The sequence below is a fragment of the Paracoccus sediminis genome (assembly GCF_900188295.1).
Lineage (GTDB): Bacteria > Pseudomonadota > Alphaproteobacteria > Rhodobacterales > Rhodobacteraceae > Paracoccus > Paracoccus sediminis.
In genome coordinates this window covers 55,397-72,184 of record NZ_FZNM01000011.1, presented here as the reverse complement: position 1 = coordinate 72,184, position 16,788 = coordinate 55,397, and the positions used below count along the sequence as shown (strand labels likewise).

14 protein-coding genes and 1 other RNA gene are annotated in these 16,788 nt (G+C 65.3%); 3 read left to right on the top strand and 12 right to left on the bottom strand.

Features of this window, described 5'->3' with window-relative positions; genetic code table 11:
- Window positions 1-62: 62 nt before the first annotated feature.
- From CHB77_RS14000 to CHB77_RS13950, 11 genes are all read right to left on the bottom strand, one after another.
- Window positions 63-1,184, bottom strand: coding sequence for an ABC transporter ATP-binding protein (locus tag CHB77_RS14000; protein ID WP_165456288.1), 1,122 nt, complete (start codon window positions 1,182-1,184; stop codon window positions 63-65).
- Window positions 1,181-1,993, bottom strand: coding sequence for an ABC transporter permease (locus CHB77_RS13995; RefSeq protein WP_089388835.1), 813 nt, complete (start codon window positions 1,991-1,993; stop codon window positions 1,181-1,183). The genes CHB77_RS14000 and CHB77_RS13995 overlap by 4 nt, the downstream gene beginning before the upstream one ends.
- Window positions 1,990-2,862 carry an ABC transporter permease gene (locus CHB77_RS13990; protein WP_089388834.1) on the bottom strand — a complete coding sequence of 291 codons (873 nt, stop codon included), beginning with the start codon at window positions 2,860-2,862 and terminating at the stop codon, window positions 1,990-1,992. Before CHB77_RS13990 ends, CHB77_RS13995 begins: the two co-directional genes overlap by 4 nt.
- 87 nt (window positions 2,863-2,949) lie before the next feature.
- On the bottom strand, window positions 2,950-3,720 hold the full coding sequence (locus tag CHB77_RS13985) for a squalene/phytoene synthase family protein (protein WP_089388833.1): 771 nt from the start codon (window positions 3,718-3,720) through the stop codon (window positions 2,950-2,952).
- Window positions 3,710-5,200 (bottom strand): cysteine--tRNA ligase, encoded by a 1,491-nt coding sequence (gene cysS / locus CHB77_RS13980; protein WP_089388832.1) that lies wholly within the window; start codon window positions 5,198-5,200, stop codon window positions 3,710-3,712. Before cysS ends, CHB77_RS13985 begins: the two co-directional genes overlap by 11 nt.
- Before the next feature lie 30 nt (window positions 5,201-5,230).
- A complete protein-coding gene (locus CHB77_RS13975; RefSeq protein WP_089388831.1) occupies window positions 5,231-6,451 on the bottom strand; it encodes a glycosyltransferase in 1,221 nt (406 codons plus the stop codon).
- On the bottom strand, window positions 6,448-8,085 hold the full coding sequence (locus tag CHB77_RS13970) for an ABC transporter ATP-binding protein (protein ID WP_089388863.1): 1,638 nt from the start codon (window positions 8,083-8,085) through the stop codon (window positions 6,448-6,450). Before CHB77_RS13970 ends, CHB77_RS13975 begins: the two co-directional genes overlap by 4 nt.
- Window positions 8,086-8,156: 71 nt before the next feature.
- Entirely contained in the window at window positions 8,157-9,260 is a 1,104-nt protein-coding gene (locus tag CHB77_RS13965; RefSeq protein ID WP_089388830.1) for an ABC transporter permease, read from the bottom strand.
- Window positions 9,260-10,336, bottom strand: coding sequence for a microcin C ABC transporter permease YejB (locus CHB77_RS13960; RefSeq protein WP_089388829.1), 1,077 nt, complete (start codon window positions 10,334-10,336; stop codon window positions 9,260-9,262). The genes CHB77_RS13965 and CHB77_RS13960 overlap by 1 nt, the downstream gene beginning before the upstream one ends.
- Window positions 10,337-10,425: 89 nt before the next feature.
- Window positions 10,426-12,285 carry an extracellular solute-binding protein gene (locus CHB77_RS13955; protein WP_089388828.1) on the bottom strand — a complete coding sequence of 620 codons (1,860 nt, stop codon included), beginning with the start codon at window positions 12,283-12,285 and terminating at the stop codon, window positions 10,426-10,428.
- A 163-nt stretch (window positions 12,286-12,448) separates the two neighbouring features.
- Window positions 12,449-12,973, bottom strand: coding sequence for a c-type cytochrome (locus CHB77_RS13950; protein WP_089388862.1), 525 nt, complete (start codon window positions 12,971-12,973; stop codon window positions 12,449-12,451).
- 116 nt (window positions 12,974-13,089) lie between these two features.
- Here CHB77_RS13950 and CHB77_RS13945 point away from each other — a divergent pair, with 116 nt between their 5' ends.
- The gene (locus CHB77_RS13945) at window positions 13,090-13,947 is read left to right on the top strand and encodes a prephenate dehydratase (protein ID WP_089388827.1); all 858 of its coding nucleotides are present in this window, start codon (window positions 13,090-13,092) and stop codon (window positions 13,945-13,947) included.
- Here the strand turns inward: CHB77_RS13945 and CHB77_RS13940 are convergent.
- On the bottom strand, window positions 13,944-14,396 hold the full coding sequence (locus CHB77_RS13940) for a hypothetical protein (RefSeq protein WP_089388861.1): 453 nt from the start codon (window positions 14,394-14,396) through the stop codon (window positions 13,944-13,946). The genes CHB77_RS13945 and CHB77_RS13940 overlap by 4 nt on opposite strands.
- A 289-nt stretch (window positions 14,397-14,685) precedes the next feature.
- On the opposite strand from CHB77_RS13940, the gene CHB77_RS13935 reads away from it, so the two are divergent.
- Together CHB77_RS13935 and ffs are read left to right on the top strand one after the other, a co-directional pair.
- The gene (locus CHB77_RS13935) at window positions 14,686-16,557 is read left to right on the top strand and encodes a bifunctional 2',3'-cyclic-nucleotide 2'-phosphodiesterase/3'-nucleotidase (RefSeq protein ID WP_089388826.1); all 1,872 of its coding nucleotides are present in this window, start codon (window positions 14,686-14,688) and stop codon (window positions 16,555-16,557) included.
- 41 nt (window positions 16,558-16,598) lie between these two features.
- Window positions 16,599-16,695: signal recognition particle sRNA small type (gene ffs / locus CHB77_RS13930), an RNA gene on the top strand.
- Window positions 16,696-16,788: the final 93 nt, after the last annotated feature.

Below are 16,788 nucleotides of genomic sequence, written 5' to 3'. Positions count from 1 at the left end.
ACGCGCCCCTTTCAGCCAAATTCAGGCCGCGTTCTAGGCGCGCGGTCGGGGTTTCGCAAGCGTCAGCGGAACAGCACCAGCGATCCCGGCGACCAGGCCAGGCGGGTCCGCGTCCCCACCTCCTGCACGTCGCGGCCAAAAACGTTGCGCATGGAAATCCGCACCGGGCGCGCCTTGCCGTCCATGGCCGCGGCGCCGTCCAGCCGCAGGTCGTAATAGGTCATGTCGCCGTAATAGACGACCTCATCAATCGTGGCGTTCGTTTCCCGCGGCTGGCTGTGGGTGGCGCCCGCGCCGAGCAGGGTCATGGTTTCGGGCCGGAACCCGATGGTCGGGCCGCCGTCGTCGGGATTGGCGCGGCTGATCTGGCGTGCGGGCAGATCCACCATCCCCAGCCCCGGCACCTCGACCGTGGCGCCGCCGCCCTGTTCCGCGACGATCCGCGCGGGCAGGAAATTCATCACGCCGATGAAATCCGCGACCCGGCGGTTGGCGGGGCGGGCATACAGCGCCTCGGGACCGTCCAATTGCGCAATCTCGCCCTCGAACATCACGGCGATGCGGTCGGACATGACCAGGGCTTCCTCCTGGTCGTGCGTGACCAGCACGAAGGTAATGCCGACCTGCCGTTGCAGTTTTATCAATTCGACCTGCATCTGCTCGCGCATCTTGCGGTCCAGCGCGGACAGGGGCTCGTCCAGCAGCAGCACCTTGGGCTTCAGGATCAGCGCGCGGGCCAGCGCCACCCGCTGCCGCTGCCCGCCCGACAGGGCGTGGGCTGCGCGGTTGCCGAAGCCGCGCAGGCCGACCAGGGCCAGGGTTTCATCGACCAAGGCCGATTTCTCCGCCTTGCCTCGGGGATCGCGACGCAGGCCGAAGGCCACGTTCTGCGCCACGGTCAGATGCGGAAAGATCGCATAGGACTGGAACACCATGTTCGTGGGGCGCTTGTTCGCGGGCACCTCGTCCATGCGCTTTTCATCGATCAGGATGGCGCCTTCGGAAATATCCTCGAACCCGGCGATGGTGCGCAGCAGAGTCGTCTTGCCGCAGCCCGACGGCCCCAGCAGCGAAAAAAACTCGCCCGCGCGGATGGTCAGGTCGATGCCGCGCAGGGCGTGGTAATCGCCGTAGTGCTTGTGGACGCCGCGGCATTCGATCATCGGCTTGCGGTCGTCGGTCACAGGAATCCCCTTGTCGGATTGCCGCCCATGCGGGCATTGCCGCGGCGGCGGAAGTATTCGCCCAAGGCCAGCAGCACGATGGACAGCGCCACCAGCACGGTCCCCAGCGCCATAATCATCGGGATCTGCTTGGGGAACCGCAACTGGCTGAAGATATAGGTGGGCAGGGTCGGCTGGTTGCCCGCCAGGAAAAAGGCGATGATGAATTCGTCCAGGCTGATGGTGAAGGAAATCAGCAGCGAACTGATGATGCCGGGCATGACCAGGGGCAGCGTGACCAGGCGAAACGCGCTCCACCGCGTCTCGCCCAGGTCATAGGCCGCTTCCTCGAGCGACTTGTCCAGGGATGAAAAGGCGGTGGACAGGATGGCGATGGCATAGGGCATGCAGATCAGCACATGGCCCAGGATCACCGTCAGGATCGACAACTGCACCCCCGCGCCCAGCAGCACGACCAGCAGCGACATGGCGACGATGATTTCCGGCAGGACCATCGGCAACAGGATGAACCCCATCATCCCGCCCTTGCCCGGAAACTCAAACCGTGTCGAGGCGCGGGCGGCGAAGATGCCCAGGCAGGTCGCCAGGACTGCCGCCGAAACCGCGATCAGCAGAGAATTCGCCAGCGCCGTGCGCAGCGTGGCGTTGGCCCACATCTGCGAAAACCAGTCGGTCGTGAAGCCCTGCAACGGGAATGCGATGATCGTGCCCGAATTGAACGCGAACAGCGGCAGCAGGATGATCGGCGCATAAAGAAACAACAGGTACAGCAGCGCATAGGCCTGCAAGCCGCGCCCCTGCCCCTTCACGACCGCACCTTCAGGAAGCGGCGGTTTATCAGCAGGAACACGATGCTGACCACGGCGACGATGGCCATGGTCGTCACCGCCAGGGCCGAACCCAGCGGGCGGTTGTCCAGCGCCAGCATCTGCACCTGGATCAGGTTGGCGATCATCGGGATCTTGCCCCCGCCGATCAGTTCGGGGGTGACGTAATCGCCGATGGTCGGGATGAACACGATCAGCACCGCCGCCAGCACCCCCGGCATCGCCAGGGGCAGCGTCACCCGCCAAAAGGTCATGGCGCGGCTTTCGCCCAGGTCGCGCCCGGCCTCCAGCAGGGAACGGTCGATCTTTTCCAGCGCCACGAAGATCGGCAGGATCGCGAAGGGCGCATAGGCATGGGCCAGCGTGATGACGATGGAATTGACGTTGTACAGGATGAAGGTCAGCGGTTCGTCGATGATGCCAAGGCCGGTCAGGCTGGAATTGACCACACCGTTGTAACCCAGGATCACCTTCCACAGGAACACCCGGATCAGATAGCTGGTCCAGAAGGGAATGGTGATGAGAAACAGCCATGTGGCCTTTTTCTGGGGCCGGACCAGGAAACTGACGTAGTAGGCCACCGGAAAGGCCAGGGCCACCGTCACCAGCGTCACCAGGGCCGACACCATCAGCGACCGCAGCATCACCGTGCGCACGATGGGATCGGTCCAGACCTGGACATAGTTGGCCCAGGTAAACTCGCGCACGACCTCCAGATAGCCGTCGGTCAGGAAGCTGTAGGCCAGGATGGTCAGCAGGGGCGCGGCCAGGACCAGCGCCGCGTACAGGAACGGCGGCGCGATCAGGGCATAGCCCTGTCGTGCCTGTGCATCCAACCCGCCCTTGGCCATCCGTTCCGTCCCGCAACGTTCGGTTCAATTCCTTTCATATCGGCGAAAGGGTGAAAAGAGGGTTTATGGTCCGGGGGGCGCCCCGTCCTAGCGCCACCACCGCCCGGTCAGCGCCAGCCGCGCCAAGGATGCGCGGCGTTGGAAGGGCGTGATTTCAGGGATTTCCTGGAGGGGGTTGATGTCGCCTTTCAGGATGCCGGTCAAAAACGGCATCACGCGCGGGCCGGGATAGAGCGCGGCAACTGCCCGTTTGGGCAGCAGATGGCGCGACCCTGCGGCGCGGCGCAGGGCGTCCCGCGCGAGGCCCGCCAGCATCGCGGCATTGCCGGGATCGGGGTGTTTCAGACCCAGACCCATGGCCTGCAATCGCGGAAGCGCGCGCAGCCACGCCGCCAGTCCCGCGCCGAGCGCCTGATCGGCCACCACCGCACGCGCATTGTCCGGCGCGCCCAGACGCCGCGCGGCGGCCCACATCAGTTCCCCCGCCGTGTCCGCCACATAGGCCACGACCGCCTGCGGATCGGTCAAAGGCTCTCGGGCGCAGTCGCGGCGCCGGGTCTCGGCCAGGGGAACAAGGCCGCCCGCGTCCCGGCCCCAGGCGTCCCACAGCGGGGTCAGGACATCGTGCGACGGGGGCGGCTTGCCGTTGCCCATCTCGGCCAGCCGGTCGATCCACCACTGCAGCCGCATCTCGGCCAGCATCGGTTCCGCCGACTGGAACGGCGCGCGGGCGATTTCCAGGTTCAGGGCATAGAGCGTCATCAGCGCCGGGCGATCCTGCGGCTGAGCCACCAAGACAGCGCCGAAGCGGTCGGGATCCTGGGTCCGCACCAGTTCGGTGCAGGCATCAAGAGGCAATTTCCCAACTTTCCTTAATAGATTGCAATTTTTGCAAAATATCGTCAGCTAGTTCTTTCTTATATGGGTTTAAATATTTGAAGTTTGTTTGGTCACCCTTCTCGGCAACAAGTTCTATATGAGCTGCCCTCATTTGACTTTTTAGAAGGTCGGCTTGTTCATAATTCCTAGCTCGTCTCAGTTTGAGCCATTTTGAACATATTGATGTTACAAGTCTCTCGATATCGTCACCCCAAGTAGTAGGCTTCACCCAGTCACTCAGGGCCTCTGTTAGCAAACCTAAGAAGTTTGCGGATGCGAGGAATTCAGATCTGGCATCGATCCATGTTTGAATTTCTTCCGACGAAATACCAGTTCTTCCCTCGACTTGTGGTGGCTGCCACTGCCTAACCTCATCATACAACTGGTGTAACGCAGCGATTGCTGACGAGGTATTTAAATCGTCTGCCAGAGCCAGAATTACATGTGGTGATGGTTTGGATGGCTCGGCGTTACCTACAATATCCCACCATCGCCGAAGGACGGCTTTAGCCTCTTTCATCTTCACCTCCGTCCAGTCCATCGGCTTGCGATAATGCGTGGACAGCATCACGAACCGGATCACCTCGCCCGGCACGCCCCGGTCCAGCAAATCCCGCACCGTGAAGAAATTCCCCAGCGACTTGGACATCTTCTTGCCCTCGACCTGCAACATCTCGTTGTGCAGCCAGACGTTGGCAAACGTCGCCTCGGGATGGGCGCAGCAGCTTTGGGCGATCTCGTTTTCATGATGGGGGAATTGCAGGTCGATGCCGCCGCCGTGGATATCGAAGGACGGTCCCAGCAGCGCCTCGGACATGGCGGAACATTCGATGTGCCAGCCGGGGCGGCCCCGGCCCCAGGGGCTGTCCCAGCCGGGCTGATCGGCGCCTGAGGGTTTCCACAACACGAAATCCATCGGATCGCGCTTGAACGGCGCGACCTCGACCCGCGCGCCGGCGATCATGTCATCAACGGACCGGCCCGACAGGCGGCCGTAGTCCGGAAAGGACCGCACGTCGAACAGGACATGGCCTTCGGCCTCATAGGCGTTGCCGCGCGCGATCAGGTCGCCGATCATGGCGATCATCTGCGGAATGTATTCCGTCGCGCGGGGTTCATGGTCGGGACGCAGGGCGCCCAGGGCGTCCATGTCGGCGTGATACCAGGCGATCGTCTCGTCGGTGATCTCGCGGATGGTGCGGCCGGTGGCGGCGGCGCGGGCGTTGATCTTGTCGTCCACGTCGGTGAAATTGCGCACATAAGTGACCGAATCTTCGCCATAAACATGGCGCAGCAGGCGGACCAGCACGTCGAATACCAGCACCGGCCGCGCGTTGCCCAGATGGGCGCGGTCATAGACGGTCGGGCCGCACAGATACAGGCGCACGTCGTTGCAGTCCAGCGGTTCGAAAACCTCTTTCCTGCGGGTGCGGGTATTCGTCAGCCGGATCTGAACCATGGGACGCCTCGTTGTCTGTCCCGCGCGGATCTAGCCCATCGGGGCGTGGCTTTCCACCCATGCGATCTGGCGCGGCAGGCTGTGGCGGTGCAGGTCATAGCCGTCCTGGATGGTCCGGCGCGCCGCCGCCCGCAGCCGGTCCGCGTCGGGATCGCCCGCAAGGCCTTGGGTCAGCGCGGCGGACAGGGCGGGCACGTCGAAGAACGGCACCAGACGGCCGTTTTCGCCATCGCGGATCAATTCGCGCACGGGTTCGGTATCCGACGCCACGATGTATCCGCCCGCCGCCATCGCCTCGGCCAGGGACCAGGACAGCACGAAGGGATAGGTCAGATAGCAATGGACGCGGGCCAGCTGGATCAGGGACAGATAATCGGCATAGGGCACCCGGCCCAGGAAATGCACGCGCGACAGGTCCAGCCGGTCGCCCAGTTCCGCCAGCATCCGCGCCTTCCAGGTGCCGCCGTCCCTGGGTGCGCTGCCATAGCTGATCCCTTCGGCGCCGATCACGACCACCTGCGCCCGTGGGCGGGCGGCCAGCACGTCGGGCAAGGCGCGCAGGAAGACATGGAAACCGCGATAGGGTTCCAGCGACCGGCTGACATAGGACAGAACCTCGTCCCCCGCGCGCAGGGTCCGTCCGCCGGGCAGGATCAGGCGGGCCGCCGGGTTCGGGCACACGCGGGCGGTGTCGATGCCGTCGTGGATGACGGCGATCTTGCCGCGCAGGTCGGCGGGAAAGCTGTCGGCCTGATACCGCGTGGGCGCGATCGCGGCGTCGGCCTGGACGATGCCCTGGATCAGATGGGCGCTGCGGGCGACGGTCATCATCCGCGCCTCGTCCGAACCATCCTGGATGTCGGGATCAAAGCCGACATCGTGGCCGCGCGTGCGATACAGCAGTTCGGCATAGACCAGCAGACGGGCATCGGGCCAGATCTCGCGCAGGAACAGCGTCTCGCCCCAACCGGAATGGCCAAGGATCACATCGGGCACAAAGCCGTGCCGATCCCGCAGCGCCCGCGCCCCGCGCGCGGCCAGATAGCCGCGTTGGGCATGGATGGCATAGCTGCGCCCCAGGCCGGTTGCCGCCACATCGTCGGGGGTCTTGTAGCGGACGACAGGCACGGGGCTGGGCCGCTGGTTCTTGTCGTCGGTCAGGGCCAGAACCTGATGGCCCCGTGCGGCCAGGGCGGGGGCAAGATGCGGGAACTGTCCGGGAAAGTTCTGATGGACGAACAGGATCTTCATCGGTGATGATCGCGGAACGCCGCCGCCAGCAGCGCACGGGTGTATTCGTGGCGCGGATCGTCAAAGATTTGCGCGGTGCCGCCCTGTTCGACCACCTCGCCCGCGCGCATCACCATGATGGTGTGCGACATGGCCCGGACCACCCGCAGGTCGTGGCTGATGAACAGGAAGGCCAGGCCGTATTTCCGCTGCAACCCTCGCAGAAGCTGGACGATCTGCACCTGGACCGTCATGTCCAGGGCCGATGTCGGTTCGTCCAGCACCACCACCTTGGGGCGCAGGATCATGGCGCGGGCGATGGCGATGCGCTGGCGCTGCCCGCCGGAAAATTCATGCGGATAACGGTGCATCATCTGCGGGTTCAGCCCGACCTCGGCCATGATGTCCGCGACCATGACGCGGCGGTCGCGGCCCTTTTCGACGCCGTGGACGCCCAACCCTTCGGCGATGATCTGTTCGACGGTCATGCGCGGCGACAGGCTGCCGAAGGGATCCTGAAACACGATCTGCATGTCGCGGCGCAGGCGGCGCAACTGGCGCGACTGCCAGCGGGACATGTCCTGGCCCATGAACAGGATCGGCCCGTCGCTGTCGATCAGCCGCATGATCGCCAGCGCCAGCGTGGTCTTGCCCGACCCGGATTCGCCGACGACGCCCAAGGTTTCGCCCGCGCGCACGGTCAGCGTGGCGCCGTTCACGGCCTTGACGTGGCCCACCGTCTTGCGCAGCAGCCCCCGTTGGATCGGAAACCACACCTTGAGGTCGCGGGTTTCGACCATCACCGGGGCATCGCCAGGAACCGGATCGGCCCCGCCGGTCGGTTCGGCCGCCAGCAGCTTGCGGGTATAGTCGTGCTGCGGGTTTACAAAGATCCGCTCGACCGGGCCTTGCTCGACGATCTCGCCGTCCTTCATCACGCAAACGCGGTCGGCGATGCGGCGCACGATGCCCAGATCGTGGCTGATGAACAGCATCGACAGCCCTTCGTCGGCTTTCAGTTCCGCCAGCAGGTCCAGGATCTGCGCCTGGATCGTGACATCCAGCGCGGTGGTGGGTTCGTCCGCGATCAGCAGTTCGGGACCGTTCGCCAAGGCCATGGCGATCATCACCCGCTGGCGCTGCCCGCCGGACAGTTGATGCGGGTAATCGGCCAGGCGGGTTTCGGGATCACGGATGCCCACGCGGGTCAGCAGATCCACGATGCGCGCGCGGGCCTTTGCCCCTGTCAGCCCCTGGTGCAGCGCCAGGCTTTCGCCAAGCTGCTTTTCCAGCGTGTGCAGCGGGTTCAGCGATGTCATCGGTTCCTGGAAGATGAAGCTGATATCGTTGCCGCGAATGTCGCGCAGCACGCGGTCGGGGGCACCCACCATTTCCCGGCCCGCGTATTTCACCGACCCTTCGACCACGGCGGAATCGCCCAGCAGGCGCACGGTGGACAGCGCCGTGACCGACTTGCCCGACCCGGATTCGCCGACCAGGGCCACGGTTTCGCCCTTGCCGATGTGAAAGCTGACGCCCGTGACGGCGGGCACGATCCGGCCTTCCTGGCGAAAGCCGATGCGCAGGTCGCGGACCGCCAGAACCGCGTCGCTGCCGGGGGACGGGATGGCGTGGCCCTGCGCGTCGCCCGGCATCTGCGCGCCATGTCCTTCGGCCACGACGGCGGGGGCGCCGGGGGCGGGGATGACGGGCCGCAGATCGTTGGTCATTTGAACGTCTTTCGCGGATCGAAGGCGTCGCGCACGCCTTCGAAGATGAAGACCAGCAGCGACAGCATGATGGCAAAGGTGAAGAACGCGGTGAAGGCCAGCCAGGGCGCCTGAAGGTTCTGCTTGGCCTGCAAGGCCAGTTCGCCCAGCGACGGCGCCGATGCCGGCAGCCCGTAACCCAAGTAATCCAGCGCCGCCAGCCCGCTGATCGTGCCGGTCACGACGAAGGGCAGCATGGTCAGCGTGGCCACCATGGCGTTGGGCAGGATGTGGCGGAACATGATGGTGCGGTCGCCCACCCCCAACGCGCGCGCCGCGCGGACGTATTCGAAGTTGCGCGCCCGCAGGAATTCGGCCCGCACCACGCCCACCAAGGCAGGCCAGCCGAACAGGATCGTGACAAAGACCAGCAGCCAGAAGCTGCGCCCCAGGATCGCGAACAGGATGATGATGACATACAGCGACGGGGTGGAGGCCCAGATCTCCAGCACCCGCTGGAACACCAGGTCGGTGCGGCCGCCGAAGTATCCCTGCATCGCCCCCGCCGTGATGCCGACGATCGAGGCCACTACCGTCACGATCAGCGTGAACAGGATCGAGATGCGGAAGCCATAGATCACCCGCGCCAGAACGTCGCGCGCGGTGTCGTCGGTGCCCAGCCAGTGCGTGCCATCCGGCGCGCTGGGCGCGGTGCCGACGTTGTTGATCGTCGAATAATGGAACGGGATCGGCGGCCAGATCATCCAGCCCCGATCGGCCTCGGGGATGTCGCTGGTGCCGGCATCGACGGCGGCGAGCAGATCCTCGGGCGTGTCCCAGCAGTCCTGGTTGCCGCCGGTCACGATCAGGCATTGCACGGCCGGGTCGGTATAGATCGCCTCGGTTCCGAAATCGCCGCCGAAGGCGGTTTCGGGATAGAAGTTGTAGGCCGGGAAATACAGATCGCCGCGATAGCTGGCCACGATGGGTTTGTCGTTGGCGACGATCTCGGCGCACATCGCCACCACGAACAGGACGGCAAAGACCACCAGCGACCAGAAGGCCCGGCCGTTCCGGCGGAAATTGCGCCAGCGGCGGCGGTTGAGTTCGCTGACCGCCATCACCCGGCCCTCGATTCAAAATCGATGCGCGGATCGACAAAGACATACATCAGGTCGGACAGGATCCCCACGACCAGCGACATCAGGCCAAAGACATACAGCGTGCCGAAGATCACCGGATAATCGCGCTGCACCGCGGCCTCGAACCCCAGGCGGCCCAGGCCATCCAGCGAAAAGATCGTCTCGATCAGGATGCTGGCCCCGAAGAACACGCCCAGGAACATCGCCGGAAAGCCCGCGATCACGATCAGCATGGCGTTGCGGAACACATGGCCGTAAAGCACCCGCCCCTCGGCCAGGCCCTTGGCGCGGGCGGTCATCACGTACTGCTTGTTGATCTCGTCCAGAAAACTGTTCTTGGTCAACAGGGTCAGCGTGGCAAAGCTGGAAATGGTCGAGGCGATGACGGGCAGGGTCGCATGCCAGGCATAGTCCTTGATCTTGCCCCACAGGCTCAGGTCGGCAAAGTTGTCGCTGGTCAGGCCCCGCAGCGGAAAGATCTGCCAGTAACTGCCGCCCGCGAACAGCACCATCAGCAGCACCGCGAACAGGAACGCCGGGATCGCATAGGCCATGATGATGACCGCCGAGGTCCATGTGTCAAAGCGCGTGCCGTCGCGCGTGGCCTTGCGGATCCCCAGCGGGATCGAGATCAGATAGGCCAGCAGCGTGGACCACAGGCCCAGCGTGATCGACACCGGCATCTTTTCCACGACCAGATCGATCACGCTGATCGACCGGAACCAGGACGTGCCGAAATCGAAGGTCAGATAGTTGCCCATCATCGACAGGAACCGCTGCAAGGGCGGCTTGTCGAAGCCGAATTCCCTTTCCAGCTGGGCGATGAATTCCGGGGGCAGGCCGCGCGCGCCCTCGTAACCCTCGACCACGCCCGTATCGCCGCCCGACCCGCCGCCCGAGATGTTGCTGAAGGCGTCGCCCGACCCCTGCACCTGGGCGGCGATCTGTTCGATGGGACCGCCCGGCACGAACTGCGTCAGGGTAAAGTTCACCACCATGATCCCGATCAGCGTCGGGACGATCAGCAGCAGCCGCCGCAGGATATAGGCGCCCATCGGATTGCCCTTGCCCTTTCGGGCCTTCGCGGCCCCGTTTCCTTATCCGGCCCTTGTCGGGCGGGACTGCCGGGAAATCAACCCTGACCTCAGCGGATTGCGCCCGCCGCCTTCAGCTCGGCCTCTCGGCCCGTGTCGGCCCACCAGAAATCCAGCGTGCCAAGCGCATAGGGCGGCATCTTTTCCGGATGCCGGTACATGTCGTAATAGGCAAGGGTGTATTCGGCCTTGAACCATTTCGGCACCCAGAACCGCAGGCTGCGCAGGGCACGGTCCAGCGCGTTGATGGCTGTGATGTTGTCGTCCATCGTCTGGGCCTGCTGGCCCAGTTCCAGCAGCCGGTCGATGGCGGGATTGGCAAGGCCCATCGGGTTGAACACGTCGTCCGCATCCTCGGACCCGAAGACCTGGCCGGCATAGCCGCCGATGGCATAGGCCTGGCCCAGCGAATCCTCGACCATGTCGAAATCCTTGGACCGGGTGCGAAGCTGCATTTCGGCATTGTCCACGCGGCGGTTCACGGCCTCGATGCCGATGGCTTGCAGGTTCTGGACAAAGGGGTTGATGATGCGGTCGTTGCCCACGTCGTCGTTCAGGATCTCGACCGTCAGCAACTCGCCCTGGGCGTTGCGCCGCTTGCCGTCATCGCCCACCGTCCAGCCCGCCTCATCCAGCAGGGCCGTGGCGCGGCGCATGTTCTGGCGGTCAAGCTGGCGTTCGCCCCCGGTGGGCTGGACCACGGCATCGTCCGTCAGGATGCCCTGGGGCAGATCGGCCGCGACGGGTTCCAACAAGGCGGCTTCGGCAGGGGAAGGCGGGCCGTCGGCGCGGAATTCGCTGTTTTCCCAAAAGGAATTCACGCGCGTCTCCAACCCGTACAGCAGCGTCTGGTTGGTCCATTCGAAGTTGAACATCAGCCCGATCGCCTCGCGCACGCGGATGTCCTTGAACTTGTCGCGCCGCAGGTTGAAGACCCAGCCGTCGCCGCTGGCGATCTGCCCGTCGGGCAGCGTCTCGCGCACCACCGCGCCCGAGGCGAGCGCCGGAAAGTCATAGCGCGTGGACCAGTGCATCGATGAGGTTTCGTTGCGGAAGGTGTATTCGCCTGCCTTGAACGCCTCGAACGCGCTGTCGAAATCGCCGAACATTTCATAGCGGATGCGGTCAAAGTTGAATCGGCCCTGGGTGATCGGCAGATCCTTGCCCCAGTAATCGGGATTGCGTTTCACGACCAGGGTGCGGCCGATGTCGGCGCGGTCGAACATATAGGGGCCGGATCCCAGAAAGGGCGTGTTGCTGCTCTGTTCGAGATCGCGCTTGTTGTCCTCGAAGTCCTTTTTGGAAAAGACGATCTGGTTGCCCATCTGGCTGATGACGTCGCGGCGGGGATAGCCGTCGGCAAAGGTGAACTTGATGCGGCGGTCGTCCAGAACCTCGGCCTTGGCGACCATCTGCTGCATGGCCATGCGGAACGACGACAACCCCTTGTCGCGCAGGGTTTCAAAGCTGAACAGCACGTCATCGGCGGTCAGGGGCGTGCCGTCGCTGAATCGGGCTTCGGGGCGCAGGTTGAAGATCACCCAGTCCTTGCTGGCGGGATATTCCAGCGTTTCACACAAAAGGCAGTAATCGACGCCCAATTCGTCCGCCGGGCTGTCCATCAGGCGTTCCAGCTGGATCACCGACAGCGCGATGGCCCGGCCCCGGTGGGTGAACGGGTTGTAGCTGTCAAAGCCCCCGACCGCGCCAAAGGAGATCTCGCCCCCCTTGGGCGCGTCGGGGTTGACATAAGGGTAATGCGGAAAATCGGCGGGCAGCGCCGGTTCGCCGAACAGGGCGATGGCGTGGGTCTTGATGATGTCCTCGGCGCCGGGGGTCCGGGTTTCTTGCGACAGGGCGCCGCCGGCCGGGGCAAGGGCAAGGACGGCGATCAGGGCAAGGCGGCGCATCGGCAAACTCCGGCTGTGGTGGGTTGGCTGCCACGCTAGGCAGCGCCGGGGACACGATCAAGCCGCGATTTCGTGATGGATGGAGCCATGAAAAAGGGCGCATCCGGCGATGCGCCCTTGCCGCGATGCCGCCACGCGGTGCCGCCACGCGGTGCCGCCGGGGTCAGGGCTGGCTTTGCAGATAGGCGATGATGTCGGCGCGGTCCTGCGGATCCTTCAGCCCCGCAAAGGACATTTTGGTGCCGGGCACGACGCCCTTGGGATTGGCCAGGAATTCCTGCAACGCCTCGGGGGTCCACTGGGGCGCCACGGCCTTGTGTTCGACCATCGCGGGGGAATAGGAGAAACCGGCGATGCCGGCCACTTCCCGGCCCACGACGCCGTTCAGGTGGGGACCGACCCCATCACTGCCGTCCAGCTTGTGGCAGGCCTTGCACTTGCCGAAATCCTTCTCGCCCGCCGCGGCGTCGGCCGATGCCAGCAGGGCGGCAAAGTCGATCTGCTCCTCGGCGGGTTCCTCGCCGCCCGCGGCTTCCTCGACCGGGATGGTATAGGCCTGGGCGATTTCACCGTGTTCGCCCGAACTGACAGTATACAACGAGCTTGCCGCCCAGTTGGCCAGCATCAGAAACAGCAGCGCGCCGATCAGCGCGCCTGCGGCCTTGGTCAGGGTCATGGTGTTGAACATCGCGTGCGATCCCCGCATTGGTAAGCTCGTCAATTCGACGGGTATCTATCCGCTTTCGCTTTGAAGGATCAAGGTATAGTTGACGCCGAAACACTTCAAAATTCGGACAGCGGGCCATGACGACCACGACCAATCGCATCGCCTTCCAGGGCGAACCCGGCGCCTACAGCCACGAAGCCTGCCGCAAGGCCAGGCCCGGCATGGACGCCCTGCCCTGCCGCACCTTCGAGGACGTGATCGAGGCCGTGCGCAGCCATCGGGCCGACCTGGCGATGCTGCCCGTGGAAAATTCCACCTATGGCCGGGTTGCCGACATCCACCACCTGCTGCCCGAATCCGGCCTGCATATCCTGGACGAGGCGTTCGTGCGGGTCCGCATCTCGTTGATGTCGTGGCCAGGCACCCGGTTGGACGACGTGCGCCACGTGCGCGCCCATCTGGTGCTGATCCCGCAGGCGCGCGGCTTTCTGACGCAGCACGGGATAACCGCCTCGGCCGCGGCCGACAGCGCGGGCGCCGCAGCCGACCTGGCGCGCGAGCGCACGCCGGGGATCGGCGTGATGGCCAGCGAACTGGCCGCCGAGATCCACGGACTGGAGGTGCTGGCCCGCGACATCGAGGATCACCACCACAACACCACCCGCTTCCTTATCATGGGGCGCCAGCCCGATTATGGCCGCCGGTCCGACCGGATGCTGACCACCTTCGTCTTCCGCGTCCGCAACATCCCGGCCGCGCTGTACAAGGCCATGGGCGGGTTCGCGACCAACGGCGTCAACATGACCAAGCTGGAAAGCTACATGGTGGACGGCGTCTTCACCGCGACGCAGTTCTATGCCGACGTCGAAGGCCATCCCGAGGATCCGGCCCTGCAACGTGCGTTGGAGGAGTTGCGCTATTTCACGTCGTCGCTGGACATGCTGGGCGTGTATCCCGCCGATCCGCTGCGCGAGGCCCAGCAGCGCACGGATTAGGTCGCGCGCAGATGCGCCACGAAATCGGCGATCCGCCGGGCGTATTGCCGGTCGAGCTGGGCCTTGCCGAACCGCGCCGTCTGGATCAGCAGCCGCGCGCGCAGGGTGCGGGGGCGGATCTCTGTCTCGAACAGAAGGCGCGACCGGATCCGGCTCAGCGCGACGACGCTGATATTGACGGACAGGTCGAACTGGTCGGAATGCCCGCCCATCGTGACATGGGACGGGCGGTCGAACCGCGTCACATCCAGCCGCAGCGTCCGCCGCTGGCCGCGCCAGTCGAAATCGATGGTCCAGCCAAGACTGCTTCCCGGTTCCTGGGCCGGGTCGATCCGGCGCACCGTCACGCCCCGCGCGCCAAGGGCGCGTTCGCTGCGGGAAAAATCGCTGAGGATGTCGAACAGATCGGGCGCGGGAATGTCCGTGTCGATACGGGTCGAAAATCTCATCGCGCGCTGACCATTCGAAACACGGTTCCGATCGGGCGACCAGGAACCCTGCGCTTCATAGGTCATGGGGGGCGAGACGCGCAACAGGCGGGCAATCATGATCGGCAACCAACGGAAATCCTGGCGGCAACGCGCCGCCTGTGCCACGATAATCCGGGGCGCCTGCACACGCAAATCGGAAATGGGTCTTATTTTATCAATCTATGGTTGAGTTAAGGGTCCGGGGACGCTAGCGTGGCCGGGCCGGGCGCAAGGGGGTGCGCGGCGACCCTGGGGTTTGAGGTTGCGGATGCCTGACGGGACCAGCCAGATCCAGCTTGCCGATCTGCCGCCGCGGCATCAGTGCGACATGGTCATGCTGCGGATCCTGGCGACAACCGACATGCACATGAAGCTGTTGCCCCACGATTACCTGGCCGACCGGCCCTGCGGGCGGGGTAGCCTTGCCCAGATCGCCTCGCTTGTCGAACGGCATCGCCACACGGCGCCCAATACCCTGCTGCTGGACAACGGCGATTTCCTGCAAGGAACACCCCTGGGGGATCTGGCCGCGCAGTCGGGCGGAAAGGGCCATCCCGCCATCGCGGCGATGAACCTGATGGGCTATGACGCGGCCGCGATCGGCAATCACGATTTTGCCTTTGGCCTGGATGTCCTGCGATCGGCGGCACGGCAGGCGCGCTTTCCCCTTCTGGCGGCCAATCTGTCCGTCAGGGGGCGCACGGATTTTCCCGCCTATGCCATTCTGCGCAAGCGGGTGCGGACCGCAACCGGCCGCGCCGTCACCCTGCGCATCGGGCTTGTGGGGTTCCTGCCGCCGCAGACCGCCGCCTGGGATCTGGATCTGGCGGGACGCATGGCCTGCGACGACATCCTGGCCACGGCGCGGCGGGTCGTTCCCAGGATCCGGGCCGAGGGCGCGGATATCGTCGTCGCGCTTGCCCACAGCGGGATCTCGGCGCACCCCGGCACGCCGGGGGCCGAGAATGTCGCCGCCGAACTGGGCGCCCTGGACGGCGTCGACGCCATCGTCGCGGGCCACACGCACGAGGTGTTTCCGGGCAGCATGGCCTCCTCGGGGGGCATCGACGCGGTGGAAGGCACACTCTCGGGCAAGCCCGCGGTCATGCCGGGCTTTTGCGGATCGCACCTGGGGGTGATGGATCTGTCGCTGGTCCATGACGACCGGACGGGCTGGCGCCTGTCCGGGGCCACATCCCGGTGCGAGGCGGTCGGCGCCCATCTTCCCCCGGCCCCGGCCGTGCTGCGCGCGGTCGCGCCGTCGCACCGCATGACGGTATCGCATCTGGGCACCCGCGTCGGCAGCAGCGCACAGCGGATCAGCAGCTACTTCACGCTGATCGGCGCGGATCCGGCGCTTACGCTGGTGAACATGGCGCAACGCTGGTTCGTGCGCAAAAGCCTGCAAGGCACGGCCCTGGACGGGGTGCCGGTGCTGGCCGCCGCGGCGCCGTTCCGGGCGGGCGGGCGCGGCGGTCCGCAACACTTTACCGATGTCGCGGCCGGGCGGCTGCGCCTTGGCAACCTGACCGACATCTATTCCTTTTCGAACCGCATCTGCGCGGTGTCCATCGACGGGGCGGGCCTTCGCGGCTGGCTGGAACGGTCGGCGGGCCTGTTCAACCGCATCCTGCCCGGCCGGGCCGACCAACCCCTGACCGATCCGGCCTTTCCCGCGTACCAGTTCGACGTGATCGAGGATTTGCGGTGGCGCATCGACCTGTCCAGTCCGGCGGCCTTCCGCGCCGATGGAACCCCGACAGGCGGCGGCCGCGTCCGCGACCTGACCTGGCGCGGCCGGGCGCTGCGCGACGATGATCGGTTCGTGCTGGCGACGAATTCCTATCGCCTGTCGGGCTGCGGATTGTTCGCGGCCCTGACGGGGGGGCGGCCGCCGATCGTCCCGCCCGGCCCGCAGACCCGCGACGTGATCCGCAATTACCTGCGCCAGCGGCGCCGCGTGTCGATCCACGCCACCCCCGCATGGCAGTTCCAGCCGCTTCCCGGCACCTCGGTCACGTTCGAGACCGGCCCCCGCGGCATCCCGCTGTTGCCCCAGGCGCAAGCGTGCATCGGCCGGCGGATGGAACACCTGGGCCACACGGGCGACGGTTTCGCGGTGGTTCGCCTTCATCTGTGACGCGCTTGCATCCGGCGCGCAACCGCACTATCTAGACCGCCGAGAGGTTGGCGCGGGCAGGCGCCTCGCCAACCCGGTCAGGTCCGGAAGGAAGCAGCCGTAACGAGCCCCGCTTGGGTCGTTGTCCAGCCTCTCACCCATCCCCCCTGTCGCCCGCGTTGCATCGCGATCCGGCCGCATGTCCCGTGCAGCCATCCGTTTGCAGCTTTTCAGTTTTCAGCATCGACACAT